Below are 15,218 nucleotides of genomic sequence, written 5' to 3' on the forward strand. Positions count from 1 at the left end.
AATGAAGAAAAAAAGGAGAAATGCTTCATCCTTCATCATATTAAAAGGACTTGTATTACCTGCTTTACTCATTGCAATTTGGCAGGGAGCTGCTGCTTCCCAAATCGTTTCTTCTACTGTACTACCTGCACCCACTGTCATTGCGGAATCTTTTCGTGAGTTGATTCGTTCCGGTGAGCTGTTTGACCATCTTTACATCAGTCTCTACAGAGCAATATGCGGGTTTTTACTTGGGGGAGGTTTAGGACTTGCGATGGGTCTGTGTGTCGGTTTTTCTAGGAAAACCGAGCAGTATGTAGATCCGACCTTGCAAATGCTGAGAACAGTTCCTCATTTAGCGGTGACTCCTTTATTTATTCTTTGGTTTGGTTTTGATGAATCAGCGAAAATTTTATTGATTGCACTTGGGGCTTTTTTTCCAATCTATATCAATACCTTTCTAGGAATTCGCAGTGTAGATAACAAGCTGTTCGATGTGGCTCGCGCTTTAGAGTTTAATCTGTATCAAAATATCACAAAGCTCATTTTACCTGCTGCCCTTCCTCATATTCTTCTGGGCGTGAGGCTTTCATTAGGCATTGCCTGGCTTGGTTTAGTGGTGGCTGAATTGATGGGGTCGAGTAGTGGAGTTGGCTACATGATTATGGATGCAAGACAATTCTCGCAAACGGATAAAGTGTTTGTAGGGATTATCATCTTTGCGGTAGTTGGTAAGATGACTGATTCATTTGTACGGCTGTTAGAAAAGCGACTGCTCAAATGGCGCACAAGTTATCAAGGTGAAAAATAACAGGAGGCGATATGATGAATATTCTATGGTTTATTCCAACGCATGGGGATGGGCGTTATTTAGGATCATCGAAAGGGGCAAGACAGGCAGACTATCCGTATTTTAAACAAATTGCTCAAGCTGCCGATCAGCTTGGGTACACAGGGGTCTTGCTGCCTACTGGTAGATCTTGTGAAGATCCATGGCTGACAGCGACCGCTTTAGCTGCAGAAACAACTCATTTAAAGTTTCTTGTGGCTCTTCGGCCAGGGTTGATGCAGCCGTCTGTTGCTGCTAGAATGACCTCCACATTTGATCGGCTTTCAGGCGGGAGACTGCTGATCAATGTTGTAGCGGGAGGAAGTAAAGAAGAACTTGAAGGAGACGGGCTATTCATTTCTCATGATGAACGCTATGAGGCAACAGAAGAATTTTTGACCATCTGGAAGCGGTTATTGAAAGGAGAGAATGTTCAGTTTCAAGGGAAGCATCTGCAAGCACAAAATGGACGTCTGCTATTTCCACCAGCTCAAACACCACATCCACCCGTTTTTTTTGGAGGATCATCAGAAGCAGGCATTCAAGCCGCTGCAAAACATACAGATGTTTATTTAACTTGGGGCGAGCCGCCTGCACAAGTAAAAGAGAAAATCGCACAAGTGAAAAAGCAGGCTGAAAAGGAAGGAAGAACGGTGAGGTTTGGTATTCGACTTCATGTGATCGTGAGAGAAACGGAAGATGAAGCTTGGCAGGCAGCGGAACATCTGATTCGTCATTTAGATCAAGAGACTATTGATGAGGCGCAAAAGACTTTACAAGGGATGGACTCAGTAGGGCAAAAACGAATGGTTGAATTACATCAAGGGAATAAAGAGAAGCTTGAAATTAGCCCTAATCTTTGGGCAGGCATTGGCTTAGTTAGAGGCGGGGCAGGAACAGCGCTCGTCGGGGACCCGCATACAGTAGCAGAACGTATAATAGAATATCAGTCTCTAGGTATTGATACATTTATCTTTTCTGGTTATCCGCATTTAGAAGAATCTTATTATTTAGCAGAACTTGTTTTCCCGCTTCTCCCATTTAAAAGAAATGGTGATGCAGGACCACACGTTCCTGCTGGTGAAATTATTGGGAACAATTACTTTCCTGATACAGCCTCTGCTGCAAGTTCCTCATAAATGAAAGCAAAGCAGTCATACTTGTGTCGGGCTGCTTTGCTTTTTTTATAGAAAGAGATGCAAGTAAAATGATATGTGCTGTGGAAGAAGGCAAGGGCTTTTTTCCCAACAGGATTTCTTGTATATACATATTTTAAGAGACAAGAGAAGAAGGAAAATATGCTCACTCTTTTGTCGGAATTATCAGTTAATATGTCGTATTTGATGTGTTAACGACATATAATTAGGACTTTTATATCTGATATATCGGGGGAATTCTTTCTATCTCAAAAAAATGAAAGATTAAATAGAAGAGATGAAGAAAATGAACTATTTGAAAAAAGGCAGAAAAAAGATGGGTTTATTGCCAATATATGGGTTTGTTGGTTCTTATGTTGTGGTGAAAAATAGTAAAAAAGGGAGAATTTATACAGTTGAACATGAACAATTGAATAAAAAGTCACATTTTACACGAAAATATGTTCGGTCAAAAATGGGATCTTCTGTTGATGTTTGGAGTGTGACGCCTATGATACGATCATCATAAGCTGGGAGGTGAAAAGTATGACTTATGCAGCGCCGCAAGTTGACTATTCCACTATGGAACCTGCTATTATGGACCAAGCTTGGTTCTTAGTATTTGTTGCTGTCCTTCTTGGATTGGGAGCAACAGTTGTTCTAGGAGCAGCAGTTTGGTGTTTAGCAAACGGCAAGGGTAGCTTTACAGGAGCCGTTCAGTGGGAAAGTGGCTTAAAAGTCCAAATTGAATGTAAGTAGCTATACTTAGGATTCATCTTTTTACTTCTTAGATAAGACACCAGGGCTAAACCGTCTGTGGCGGGCGGTTTAGCCTGATCTGTTTTTAAAGAATATGCAGACACTTGGAGGTTATATGTTTACGATCGAGAATTTAACCAAGACGTATAAAAATAACGTGACTGCTGTCAATGATTTTCATTTAAAAATTGCCCCTCATCAAATCGTTGCTGTGGCTGGACCAAATGGATCCGGTAAAACAACGATGATTAACTGTGTACTCGGCATCATTAAGCATACAGAAGGAACCATTCATATCAAGGACGTCACAAATGATGATCCATCCTTTAAAAAACAAGTCGCCTATGTTCCAGATGATCTGCTGCTCCCTGAAGCATTGACTGGTGCTGAATATTTAGATTTCGTTTCTTCTATGTATGAATGTAAAACAATTCAAAGAAGAAATCAACTAATTGAATTGTTTGATATGGAATCAGCTTTATCAAGACCGATTGAAACCTATTCCCATGGAATGAAAAAAAAGACACAGCTGATTGCTGCCTTTATGCTTGAGAGTCAATTAGTGATCATGGATGAGCCCTTTAGAGGACTTGATATTGAAGCGGTTATAAACACAAAGAAACTAATGAAACGTTATGCCGAGCACCATGGTGCAATCTTGCTTTCAACGCATGATATGCTTTCAGCGGAAGAGCTGTGCCACAAGATCGCCATTATTTCTAAAGGAAATAAAATGGATGAAGGGACGGTTTCAGCCTTAAAAGAAAAGTATCAATCAAGCACATTGGAACAGGTGTTTCTGAAAGCTTCAATGTTAAGTGATAGGGGTGCACATTTTGATGAAATCATTAATCATTTCTAAAATGATGCTTAAAATGTGGCAGCAGGAGATGTATAAGCTCTTTGATACTCAAACGAAGCGAATCATTGTGGTCTTATTCTTTTTGTTTGCAGTCACAATGGGAGCCATCATCGGATACAGTTTTACGGGTGTCTTTATGAAGGCTTTCTTAAATGGAGATGAACGTTCACTTGGGTTGTTGGTTGTGTCGATGGCAATCAATGCATCCATTTTTACAAGCTTGTTATTTGTGCTGATCAAAGTCAGAACACCTGAACAAGATCGTTTTTCTATGCAGCTCAGCTGGTTTCCGCTGTCTACCTTTCAAAAAAGTCTTGGTTACTTCATTCCGATGGTGACAGTCGTGACAGGGCTTGTTTTATTTTTCATCGGGATCTTGCTTTTACCTAATTTTATTGCACAAGGGATCGGTATTTTCTTTATTCTTACGTTCTTTTTGATGGTGCTGTTGCAATCGCTCTTTGTCTTAACACTGCTTCAGCTCATTTACAACGTGACTTATTTACTCGTACTAAAATTAAAATTACCGTTGCAAAAATTTGCAGCGATATTTGTTTTATTAGCGCTAGTTGTAGCGTATGGAATGACACATTTCGACATCAATCAAATACAGCAATCATATGTACAGTTTGATTATCATTTGATGTATTTTACAGCACCGTTTTTCTTAGCGGCACAAGGGATGTCTCCTGACGGGGTGAATTATGCGATGTTGATCCTCTTCATCCTATTATCTGCGGGAGGCGCATTTATTTCTCTTGCTTTAATGCCAATTATGGCTGAGAAAAAAGCGTTAACCTTTCTGCACAAACTGCCATTTTCATCTTCGAAAAAGTGGTCACTCATTGTAAAGGAAATAAAGTCACAAGTGAGAAATGAAGAAAATATTTTAAACTTTCTCATTCTCCTTATTGTCATTTTATTTGTCCGTTATCAGTTTGCCTTCCGCTTTGAAGGAGAAGCTTATTTTGTCTTATGTGCGCTAGCTGGGTTAACAGCTTTTAATTCATTCGGCAATGACAAACGTATGCTTGGGATGTATAAAACGTTTGGTCTAAGGCCGTGGGAAGTGGCACTTTATAAGTTCCTCGGGCTTTTGCTCGTTGGTGTGATCCAAATTGTTTTATTTATGATCACAACACTGACGCTCCCGGATCAGATATGGATCGTGTTGATTGGCGCTGCTGTCTTGTGTAATGCAACGGCTCTCTTTTATGTGGTGGGTATTTTATTGCCCCTTGATCGAAATAATCCATACACAGGCATTTTCTCGTTTGGAGCGCTTATTTTAATCATGATTCCGATTGTATTTATTGGAAACTATGTGCTAGGGGAATCGAGTCAAATGCTTCAGTGGCTGCTTGTGGCAGGATTTGAATGTCTGCTCATCTTTGCCATATATAAAGGTTTTTCATGGAGGTATTCACATGATTCAACTTCTTAACAATAAGCTAAAGATTGAGCGGGTGCCGGCACTTGCGCCATATGTGACTTTACAAAAAAGACATTTGACTGATACGCAGTACGGAAGTTCGCTTCCGATTAACGAAAGTGCATATCATATGTTAACGAAAGTGGATGGTCAAAGGACAGAGGCGAGTATTACGGCAGAGCTCGCCGATTTGTTTCAGGTCGATGAGTCTGTGATTGCCCGTGATTTTTATCAATTGATGATGGGGCTGAATCAGCATCACTTGCTGTCGATTCATTATCAATCGCCATATCGGACTGTCACAGCCTTCTGTCAATTTTTTAAGCAGTATCAAGTAAAGATGAAAGAGCGGTTTGACTGCACGGGTCATTCATTTCTTCACATATTGGGTACGGCTCTGCTGATGGTGACGCGCAAAATCATCTTTTTCTGGGTGCTTTTTATGATCATGGCGGGAATCGCCTTTTTATTTATTCCTGATCCATCGATTGCAGCCATTGCGATTTATTTTACGATTATTTATTTCGGATTAATTACTGGAACTGCCTTGCATGAGGCGGCGCATGGGTATGCACATCGGAAGTTCGCCGGCCGGGATGGCCCTCAAGGCTTTTTTGCGAGCGATATGATGTCTGTGAAATTTGTGAGGCCTGTTTTAGATCCGTTTCAGAAAAAACAGGTGTGGATTACACTGCTTGGTCCGCTTTTGCCGGGGCTCATTGGCGCAGCCGGAATCATTGTGACTGTTTTATTTCTAAAAGAAAATCCAATTTCGACAGGGTTTTTCATTTTTTCAATCACGTATTTTATTCAATTGCTCTACCTTCTTCCGTTTATGGGGGATGGTAAGTCTATTATGAAGCAGTTATTGCTTGGTGGAATGGGAGGACAACGATCATGAACGTTCAGGCAATGAAACAAGGTGCAATTGTTGGTAGTTTCCTAGGTTTCTTAGGTTTTCCGATGCTGACCATTGGTGTTCTGTTCTATCACTTATTTCAATCAAAAACAAATAATGAATTATTATTTAACAGTCTTGCTTTTGAGATGGAAGGTTCGTCAGCATTTACGTTCCAAATCAAACCAAACTTTTTTATTTATATGGTTGTCATTTTTGCTGTCAGTTTTCTCATTGTGGCATTCCTATCAGCCATGAAACAGAAAAAAGCGAAAGATTAGGAGAATTCTCCTAATCTTTTTTTGTATATTAATCCAAATTTTAGTATAATAAAAAATAAATGTATAAAAGGGGATATCAATGATTAAGAAATGGAGCATTCTTTTATTTACTGTTTTTCTATTAGCAGGATGCGGCGAGAAGGCTGCAGAAACAACAACGACAGAGAAAACGGTCTCAGAAAAACCTGCAACAGAGAAAAATAAGGAAACAGCAACTCACGATGAAGTAACTGTCGAACCTATGAAACTAACAAAAAATGAAAAAAGTCTTTTGGAAGCATTATCAGATAAGCCGTTTGAAGCGATGACAGTGAAAGGACTAAAAGGCAGTAATAAAAGTGTATCCTTGATCGGTATGCATTACAAAGATGGACAATTATTAAAAGAAGATACAAAAAAAATCACCATTGACCTTCATCAAAATGGCGTCGATAACAGTGTGAATTTTATCTATCAGCTAGAAGATGAAAAAGATGATCTGTTAAAAGTAACGTATAGCTTATGGAAAGATAAAGAGCAAAGCGAACTAACGAAACTCTCGACTAGCATGGATTTCAAACAGGACGTGGGAGGAAACACAACGATATCAGCTTCAGATCTTTTTCACATGTCTCCTGGAGAGAAAAAATTAATTTCTACTACCATCACAACTGGAATGAACCATGAGTTTTCTGGTTTAACAGGTTCTGAAAAGAATCTGAAAGAGGAATTAAAAGATGTAAAGCAGGCTTATTTGGTGTATTTGCAACTAGACAAATAACTATCGTAATATATATGGAGAATATGAAATTTTTTGACGAAAAATCTTCATATTCTCTTGACGAATTGTTAAGAAAGTTGTAACATAATAAAAGTCAACGCAATGACGTTGTCTCTAAAAGATTGATGCGGGTGTAGTTTAGTGGTAAAACCTCAGCCTTCCAAGCTGATGTCGTGAGTTCGATTCTCATCACCCGCTCCAATACATAATTTTGTTTATAACGCAGTATTTCGTTTCATAGATAAACGAAGTGTTGCGTTTTTTATTATGTCAGTATAATGTGAAAAGCACTGTGACCTACAGTGCTTTTTCAATGAGTTCATATTCACTTTCTCCACCATGTATTTGTATAAACATCTTCGTCAAGGATTGTATAAGTGCCTCACTCTTTTCCCGGGAAATAGATGGTGGGAAGAGAATGATTTGAAGAATGCTTTTTGTGTCTTGAGAAATTTGAGCTTTACTTGCTTGAGAAAATAACCCTTTAAGCTCTGCGCCATCCTGCCATTCAATATGACCAGTTTCATTTTTGGATAATGAAAGAGGCCCTTTCAATTGATCGGCATCTAATGTAAGGATAGGCAAGAAATATTTTAGTGAAAAAAATATCGACAAATCCTGTACGGAATTGGTCGAGTCAATAAATTGTTCTTTTTGAATATCAGCAAGAAGCGGAAGAAAGGGGATACCTTCTAGAAGGTTCGTCCATTCTTTGATCGCTGGTACTTCTTCCAAAGTTTGATCTTCATATTCAAAAAACAAAGATTCTTGAAACAGGCGCAGTCGGCCTTTTAACATTTGAGGGGATTTTCCTATCTCAATATGTGAATATTCAATCTGTCCAACATGGATAGACGGGCTTTTAGGTTGGGAGATTTCCATTTGTATCTTCACAGTGACTCACTCCAATCGGTCATGATACACTCGTATTATACTGAAAACAACTGAAGAAACAAAGAAAGGAGGTTTGCAAGGTGATTCATGTTGGACAATTAAAAGAAGAGTTAATTCAATATGCGAACGAAATTGGTGTCGATAAAATTCGATTTGCAAGTGCTGATACATTTGATTCATTAAAGGACCGCCTCATCTTACATGAATCGTTAGGGTATTTGTCCGGTTTTGAAGAGCCTGATATCGAAAAACGAACAAATCCTGCTTTGCTGCTTCCAAAAGCAAAATCAATTGTCGCCATTGCGCTCGCATATCCTTCTAAAATGAAAGATGCTCCCCGAAGTACAAAGGATGCAAGAAGAGGGATTTTTTGCAGGGCTTCATGGGGAACTGATTATCATGTTGTGCTGAAAAAAAAGCTCGACATGCTTGAAGAATTTTTGCGCAGTAAACACGAAGATATACGGACAAAATCAATGGTGGACACAGGTGAATTGTCTGACCGTGCTGTAGCCGAACGTGCTGGCATTGGCTTTAGTGCAAAGAACTGTATGATTATCACACCAGAGTTCGGATCTTATGTCTATTTGGCTGAGATGATCACAAATGTTCCATTTGAACCGGATGAGAAAATAGAAGACCAGTGCGGAACTTGTAATAAATGTGTGGATTCATGCCCAACGGGTGCTCTTGTGAATCCAGGCCAGCTCAATTCTCAAAGGTGTATTTCGTTTTTAACACAGACAAAAGGGTTTTTACCTGACGAATTTCGCTCGAAAATAGGGAATCGGTTGTATGGATGTGATACGTGCCAAACGGTCTGCCCAATTAATAAAGGGAAAGACTTTCATCTACATCCTGAAATGGAGCCGGACCCTGAAATTGCAAAGCCGCTCTTAAAGCCACTGCTGACAATCAGCAATCGTGAATTTAAAGAGAAGTATGGTCATGTTTCTGGATCATGGCGAGGGAAAAAGCCTATTCAGCGGAATGCCATTTTGGCACTTGCTCACTTTAAAGATACATCTGCTTTGCCGGATTTGGTTGACCTGATGCATAAAGATCCAAGACCGGTCATTCGAGGCACGGCTGCTTGGGCAATCGGTAAAATTGGCGATGGTCAGCAGCTTTCAGAACTGGAAAAAGCCCTTGAGCGGGAAAGTGATGAAGAAGCAAAACAAGAGATCATCAAAGGGATTGAATTGTTACAAACACCTTTAAATACTAAATAACCTCCCATTGAACATAGAATGAACCAAACAGAGATGTTAAAAAAAGTTTGGTGGTGTCTGTGTGAAACAATTATTAGAACAAACGTTAGAAGACAGACTGGCATATTTATTAAATGGCAGTACGATCAAACAGCCGCAGCTGATGTCTGATGTGGACGCTGTGGAGCGAAAGAAAGAGCTGTTTGCAAGAAGACAAGTTGAGATTGTCAAGGCGAAAGCAAAAGCAAAACTTCTCGATTCAGCTATTCAAGATGATGGAGCTCAGCAAGTACAATATCTCGCGCACCTCACTTATGTCTGTAAGGATATAGACGATTCTTTTTATTTAGAGGAACAGGTTGAGAAAAGAGAAGCGTTTCTTTATAACGACATGCTTGTGAAAGATCGGATGATGTTAGAAGAACGACAAAAGGAAGATCAGGTGGATGAGCGCTTCCAAAATGAAGACCAATTTGGAAGAGCTTTTCACTATGACCGGCGTGCAGCTGTTCAATATGCTGAAACGTATTGGAATAAACGAAATCCAGCCTATAAAAATTTCGAAGATAACTGTACGAATTTTATTTCACAATGTCTAAAAGCAGGGAATGCGCCAACGAGAGGATATCCGAACCGTGGATCTGGCTGGTGGGTTCGTCCACATACATGGAGCTACAGCTGGACGGTGGCACATTCGATGAAAAATTATTTAGCGAATTCCAAAGCGGGGTTGAGAGCGAAGAAGCTCAAGGAGCCGCAAGAGCTTCAAATAGGTGATGTGATTTGCTACGATTTTGAGGGTGACGGTAGGTATAATCATACAACCATTGTCGTTGATCATGATAAAGGCGGAATGCCTCTAGTGAATGCACAAACGTATGACAGCCGTATGCGTTACTGGTCGTATGAAGATTCAACGGCTTATACACCTAGTATTCGTTATACGTTTTTTCACATTTTGGACGATGCTCCAAAGGGTAGTTAATGGTATAATGTTGAGCGGAAAAGAAAATTAGAGGTGAACTTTTTTGGGACTTCATGTCGTTTTATATCAACCAGAAATTCCAGCTAATACTGGAAATATTGCGCGAACATGTGCAGCAACAAATACAACACTTCATCTGATTCGTCCGCTTGGTTTTTCGACAGATGATAAAATGCTGAAGCGTGCAGGACTCGATTATTGGAAATATGCCAATGTCGTCTATCATGATTCATTAGATGAATTGTTTGAGGCTCATCCGAAGGGGCAATTTTTCTATATCACTAAGTTTGGGCAAAAGCCGCATACAACGTTCGATTACTCGCAACTAGATGAAGACTACTTCTTCGTATTTGGCAGAGAGACAAGTGGATTGCCAAAAGATTTGATTGAACGGAATATGGATCGCTGTCTACGTTTACCAATGACAGAGCATGTTCGTTCACTGAATCTATCAAATACGGCAGCGATTCTTGTGTATGAGGCGCTTCGCCAGCAACAATACCGAGATTTGATATAAGAACATGATAAAAGCCGAGATCCCATCTCGCTTTCAGTGAATATGTAAGTGCTGAAAATATGAACGAAATGAAAAAGGATGTTCCGCTGATGGAACATCCTTTTTTTCATTTGCCAGGCTTGCCTTCGTAGCCAGCTGTGAAAATGGATACTAAAAACGTAATGATGACGCCCATCATAATGACCGTTCTCATATAAGCTCCCCCTTATCCCTTTGTTCCTTTGCTGCCGGTTTCATATGTTGCGAAGTTCGCCTTGAAAAGCAGGAGATGAAGATCATTTTTCTCCTGTTTTTCCTTTATTATGAAGGGTCTTGCGGATGGTTGTCAATTCAGTTTGCCAATTCGTCATTTTGAAGAACGAAAGCATGTAATAGGACGCCTCCGCATAGATTGTAAAACAGTATCTGATTTCTAGCTTCAATCTTGAAAGAGGAGGTTCATATGGATATTTTAAAGAAAATTGAACAGCACAGAGAAGAAGAGCAGCGACTGAAATGGGAAGGTACATTCAGCGAATATCTAGATATTATTAAAGAAAATCCACTTGTCGCTCAATCTGCTCATTCTCGCGTTTATCATATGATTAAGGACAGCGGGATTGAAGAGGAGAATGGGGTCAGAACCTACAAATTTTTTGATCAGGAGCTTTTTGGATTAGAGGAATCATTGGAAAGGCTAGTGGAAGAGTATTTTCACCCTGCGGCTAAACGTTTAGATGTCAGAAAGCGTATTTTATTGTTAATGGGTCCAGTCAGCGGCGGGAAATCGACGCTTGTCACAAGGCTGAAAAGAGGGCTGGAAGAGTATTCACTAACAGATCATGGCGCAGTCTATGCGATTAAAGGCTGCCCAATGCATGAAGATCCGCTTCATCTTATTCCGCAAAATCTGCGGGAGGATTTCTATAGAGAATACGGCATACGTGTGCAGGGGAATTTATCACCTTTGAACTTGATGAGGCTCGAAGAGGAATATGGCGGCCGCATTGAGGATGTGAGAGTGGAACGAATTTTTTTCTCAGAGGACAAACGGACCGGCATTGGTACCTTCAGCCCGTCTGATCCGAAATCTCAGGACATTGCCGACTTAACAGGAAGTATTGATTTTTCAACGATTGCTGAATTTGGTTCAGAGTCAGATCCGCGTGCGTACCGGTTTGATGGAGAGCTCAATAAAGCGAACCGTGGAATGATGGAATTTCAGGAGATGTTGAAGTGTGATGAGAAATTTCTATGGCATCTTCTTTCATTAACGCAGGAGGGAAATTTTAAGGCAGGGCGTTTTGCGTTGATTAGTGCGGATGAATTGATTGTTGCACATACGAATGAAACGGAGTACCGGTCATTTATTTCGAATAAAAAGAACGAGGCTTTACACTCAAGAATTATTGTGATGCCGATCCCTTATAATTTAAAGGTGACAGAGGAAGAACGTATTTATCATAAGATGATTTCAGAAAGTGATGTCTCAGATGTTCATATTGCACCGCATACGCTAAAGGTAGCTGCGATGTTCTCTATTTTGACAAGGCTGAAAGAGCCGAAGCGGTCTGATATCGATTTGGTGAAAAAAATGCGACTGTATGATGGGGAAAGTGTCGAAGGTTTCCAATCTGTTGATATTGATGAGATGAAAAAGGAATTTCATGACGAAGGAATGAGCGGAATTGACCCGAGATATGTCATTAACCGCATTTCATCCACCATTATTCGAAAGAACATGGAATCCATCAATGCACTGGATGTCCTCCGTTCCTTAAAAGAAGGACTGGATCAGCATCCATCGATCTCAAGTGAAGATCGGGAACGTTATTTGAATTTTATTTCTGTCGCACGAAAAGAGTATGACGATATGGCGAAGAAGGAAGTTCAAAAGGCATTTGTGTATTCCTATGAGGAGTCTGCGAAAACTCTCATGGATAATTACTTAGATAATGTTGAGGCGTACTGCAATAAAAACAAACTGCGTGATCCGTTAACAGGTGAAGAAATGAATCCTGACGAAAAGCTCATGCGTTCAATTGAGGAACAGATCGGCATTTCTGAAAACGCCAAAAAGGCATTCAGAGAAGAAATCCTTATTCGGATTTCAGCTTATGCGAGAAAGGGCAAACGCTTTGATTATAATTCTCACGAGAGATTACGAGAAGCCATTCAGAAGAAGCTCTTTGCCGATTTGAAAGATGTCGTGAAAATTACGACATCGACGAAAACGCCGGATGAGCAGCAGTTGAAAAAGGTCAATGAAGTAGTGGCGCGATTGATTGATGAGCATGGCTATAATTCTACAAGTGCAAATGAACTCTTAAAATATGTAGGCAGTCTTCTGAATCGTTAATAAATGAAGGAGGCATTATTGGCGCAAACCAGCACCGGTAATGTCTTTTTTAAAAATCGTCGTCATTTCGACGACGACCAGCATACGATAATGGAATCGATGGGTACAAGAATTGTCCAAAAAGGTGAGGAGGGGGATGGATGTCCCGGCAAGAAAAAAGTCAGTTTATTGTGTCTCAGGAAGACTGGTCCCTCCATCGAAAAGGCTTTGATGACCAGCAGCGTCATCAGAAAAAAGTCAAAGAGGCGATTAAAAACAATTTGCCGGATCTTGTCACAGAGGAAAGCATCATTATGTCTAATGGCAAAGATGTGGTCAAAATTCCGATCCGTTCTTTAGATGAATATAAAATTCGGTACAACTATGATAAGAATAAGCATGTAGGTCAAGGGGATGGAGACAGCCAAGTTGGCGATGTGGTCGCTCGGGATGGATCTGACAGTAAGCAAGGGCAGGGAAAAGGGCAAGGTGCTGGAGATCAAGCCGGTGATGATTATTACGAAGCAGAAGTCTCATTAATGGATTTAGAGGAAGCGCTGTTTCGTGAGCTGGAGCTACCAAATCTTAAACAAAAAGAACTTGATGATATTGTTGTCGAGGAAATTGAGTTTAATGATATTCGCAAAACGGGGTTAACCGGTAATATCCATAAAAAACGAACAATGCTGTCAGCATTTAAACGAAATGCCATGACAGGAAGCCCTTCCTTTTATCCCATTTATCCAGAGGATATTAAGTATAAGACGTGGAATGAAGTCACCAAACCAGAATCGAAAGCGGTTGTCCTAGCGATGATGGATACGAGCGGAAGTATGGGGCTTTGGGAAAAATATATGGCGAGAAGCTTTTTCTTTTGGATGACACGTTTCTTGCGGACAAAGTATGAGACAGTCGAGATCGAATTCATTGCCCACCATACAGAGGCGAAGGTCGTAGATGAGGAGCACTTCTTTTCTCGGGGAGAGAGCGGGGGAACCATTTGTTCTTCTGTCTATCGAAAGGCACTAGAGCTCATAGACGAACGATATCCTCCGTCACGATATAATATTTATCCTTTCCATTTTTCTGATGGTGACAATTTGACCTCTGATAATGCACGGTGCGTGAAGCTCGTTTCTGAAATTATGAAAAAAGCCAATTTATTTTGTTATGGTGAAGTGAATCAATATAATCGGCATTCTACGTTAATGTCAGCATATAAACATATTCAGGATGAGAAATTTAAGCATTATATTTTGAAGCAAAAATCAGACGTTTTTCTCGCATTAAAAAAATTTTTTCAGCAGGAAGAAGTTCTTTCTTAAAGAGAACATTCAAAAAAACCTTTCAGCATAAGGGCTGAAAGGTTTTTTGTGTGGAGAAGGAAGGGATCACCAGAAAAAAAGTAAAACTTTCTCTTTGACATTTCAATTTTCATTTATTAATATTTAATCTTGTTAAATATAAGTTTTTCAAAAAAAGATGCCGATCGTCTTTTCTTCTTTTTCTGCTTTTTGCTCATAAGTGAACAATAAGTATAAATGGGCTGCACACCATTTTCAGCAGAGTAGAAAAAGTGGAAACAGGCAGCTCTATGAGCTTGTTTCATAATCTGTCAGATGATGGGCATTCTAAGTTTGCTAAAGCAGATGACACTATATTTTTATACATGAAAGGAGAAACAAAACATGAACAGAGGGCGTTTATTGCTAACGAATATTATTGGCCTTATTGTGATTCTTGCCATTATTGCCGGAGGTGCTTATTACTACTACGAAAGCACAAACTTCGTAAAAACAGATGAAGCAAAAGTGACAGGTGACATGTACCAAATTACAGCGCCAGCAGCTGGACAAATCAAAGGCTGGGACATCAATGAAGGTGACGAAGTGCAAAAAGACAGCACAGTTGCAAAAGTTGAAGGAGAAGCAAAAACAAACATTAAAGCAGTGGCTGATGGCACATTAGTCAAAAAAGAAGTACAAAACAACCAACAAGTGCAGCCTGGGACAGTTCTTGGTGAAACGATTGACCTAAGCAAGCTTTACATTACAGCGAATATTAAAGAAACAGACATTAAGAACATTGAAAAAGGCGACAAAGTGGACATCGTTGTAGACGGCGATCCTGATACAACATTTGAAGGAACAGTTGAACAAATTGGTTATGCAACAAACTCAACATTCAATATGCTGCCAGCAACAAACTCAAGTGGTAACTACACGAAAGTGACACAAAAAGTAGCAGTGAAAATTTCAATTAAAAATCCATCTGACAAAGTACTTCCAGGTATGAATGCTTCTGTCAAAATTTCATCTTAATGATGACTGATATCAAAAAATGAAAGGAGGTTGTCTG

The 15,218-nt window shown here is 39.9% G+C and carries 16 protein-coding genes and 1 tRNA gene; 16 read left to right on the forward strand and 1 reads right to left on the reverse strand.

Going from position 1 to position 15,218, the window contains the following annotated elements:
* The first annotated feature begins 1 nt into the window (after position 1).
* The 10 genes from KVT11_RS00160 (at position 2) to KVT11_RS00205 (ending at position 7,137) form a co-directional block, all read left to right on the forward strand.
* Positions 2-790, forward strand: coding sequence for an ABC transporter permease (locus tag KVT11_RS00160; RefSeq protein WP_246877079.1), 789 nt, complete (start codon positions 2-4; stop codon positions 788-790).
* Between the two features lie 14 nt (positions 791-804).
* Positions 805-1,947, forward strand: a complete 1,143-nt coding sequence (ssuD, locus tag KVT11_RS00165) for an FMNH2-dependent alkanesulfonate monooxygenase (RefSeq protein WP_035392606.1) — start codon at positions 805-807, stop codon at positions 1,945-1,947.
* 304 nt (positions 1,948-2,251) lie between these two features.
* Positions 2,252-2,473, forward strand: a complete 222-nt coding sequence (locus tag KVT11_RS00170) for a hypothetical protein (protein WP_148780306.1) — start codon at positions 2,252-2,254, stop codon at positions 2,471-2,473.
* A 17-nt stretch (positions 2,474-2,490) separates the two neighbouring features.
* On the forward strand, positions 2,491-2,703 hold the full coding sequence (locus KVT11_RS00175; RefSeq protein WP_003211695.1) for a hypothetical protein: 213 nt from the start codon (positions 2,491-2,493) through the stop codon (positions 2,701-2,703).
* Between the two features lie 115 nt (positions 2,704-2,818).
* The gene (locus KVT11_RS00180; protein ID WP_008349096.1) at positions 2,819-3,565 is read left to right on the forward strand and encodes an ABC transporter ATP-binding protein; all 747 of its coding nucleotides are present in this window, start codon (positions 2,819-2,821) and stop codon (positions 3,563-3,565) included.
* Positions 3,543-5,009, forward strand: a complete 1,467-nt coding sequence (locus KVT11_RS00185) for a hypothetical protein (RefSeq protein ID WP_116306629.1) — start codon at positions 3,543-3,545, stop codon at positions 5,007-5,009. Before KVT11_RS00180 ends, KVT11_RS00185 begins: the two co-directional genes overlap by 23 nt.
* Positions 4,993-5,898, forward strand: coding sequence for a PqqD family protein (locus tag KVT11_RS00190; RefSeq protein ID WP_008349091.1), 906 nt, complete (start codon positions 4,993-4,995; stop codon positions 5,896-5,898). The genes KVT11_RS00185 and KVT11_RS00190 overlap by 17 nt, the downstream gene beginning before the upstream one ends.
* Positions 5,895-6,176: a hypothetical protein gene (locus tag KVT11_RS00195; RefSeq protein WP_008349089.1), complete on the forward strand. Its 282-nt coding sequence runs from the start codon at positions 5,895-5,897 to the stop codon at positions 6,174-6,176. The genes KVT11_RS00190 and KVT11_RS00195 overlap by 4 nt, the downstream gene beginning before the upstream one ends.
* Before the next feature lie 79 nt (positions 6,177-6,255).
* Entirely contained in the window at positions 6,256-6,936 is a 681-nt protein-coding gene (locus KVT11_RS00200) for a hypothetical protein (RefSeq protein WP_008349087.1), read from the forward strand.
* A 127-nt stretch (positions 6,937-7,063) separates the two neighbouring features.
* A tRNA-Gly gene (locus KVT11_RS00205) sits at positions 7,064-7,137 on the forward strand.
* A gap of 96 nt (positions 7,138-7,233) precedes the next feature.
* Here KVT11_RS00205 and KVT11_RS00210 read toward each other — a convergent pair.
* A complete protein-coding gene (locus tag KVT11_RS00210; protein WP_116306631.1) occupies positions 7,234-7,830 on the reverse strand; it encodes a hypothetical protein in 597 nt (198 codons plus the stop codon).
* An 83-nt stretch (positions 7,831-7,913) separates the two neighbouring features.
* On the opposite strand from KVT11_RS00210, the gene queG reads away from it, so the two are divergent.
* From queG to KVT11_RS00240, 6 genes are all read left to right on the forward strand, one after another.
* Entirely contained in the window at positions 7,914-9,062 is a 1,149-nt protein-coding gene (queG, locus tag KVT11_RS00215; protein WP_026050065.1) for a tRNA epoxyqueuosine(34) reductase QueG, read from the forward strand.
* A gap of 61 nt (positions 9,063-9,123) precedes the next feature.
* A complete protein-coding gene (locus KVT11_RS00220) occupies positions 9,124-10,026 on the forward strand; it encodes an amidase domain-containing protein (protein WP_017366902.1) in 903 nt (300 codons plus the stop codon).
* Positions 10,027-10,069: 43 nt separating this feature from the next.
* Positions 10,070-10,543, forward strand: coding sequence for a tRNA (uridine(34)/cytosine(34)/5-carboxymethylaminomethyluridine(34)-2'-O)-methyltransferase TrmL (gene trmL, locus KVT11_RS00225; RefSeq protein WP_003211950.1), 474 nt, complete (start codon positions 10,070-10,072; stop codon positions 10,541-10,543).
* Positions 10,544-10,985: 442 nt separating this feature from the next.
* Entirely contained in the window at positions 10,986-12,881 is a 1,896-nt protein-coding gene (locus KVT11_RS00230) for a PrkA family serine protein kinase (protein ID WP_017360374.1), read from the forward strand.
* A gap of 140 nt (positions 12,882-13,021) precedes the next feature.
* The gene (gene yhbH / locus KVT11_RS00235; RefSeq protein ID WP_007497035.1) at positions 13,022-14,185 is read left to right on the forward strand and encodes a sporulation protein YhbH; all 1,164 of its coding nucleotides are present in this window, start codon (positions 13,022-13,024) and stop codon (positions 14,183-14,185) included.
* A 363-nt stretch (positions 14,186-14,548) separates the two neighbouring features.
* Complete coding sequence (locus KVT11_RS00240) at positions 14,549-15,181, forward strand: biotin/lipoyl-containing protein (RefSeq protein ID WP_007497037.1); 633 nt, start codon at positions 14,549-14,551, stop codon at positions 15,179-15,181.
* Positions 15,182-15,218 lie beyond the last annotated feature (37 nt).

It is taken from the genome of Bacillus sp. GbtcB10, from assembly GCF_019091365.1.
Lineage (GTDB): Bacteria > Bacillota > Bacilli > Bacillales > Bacillaceae > Bacillus > Bacillus altitudinis.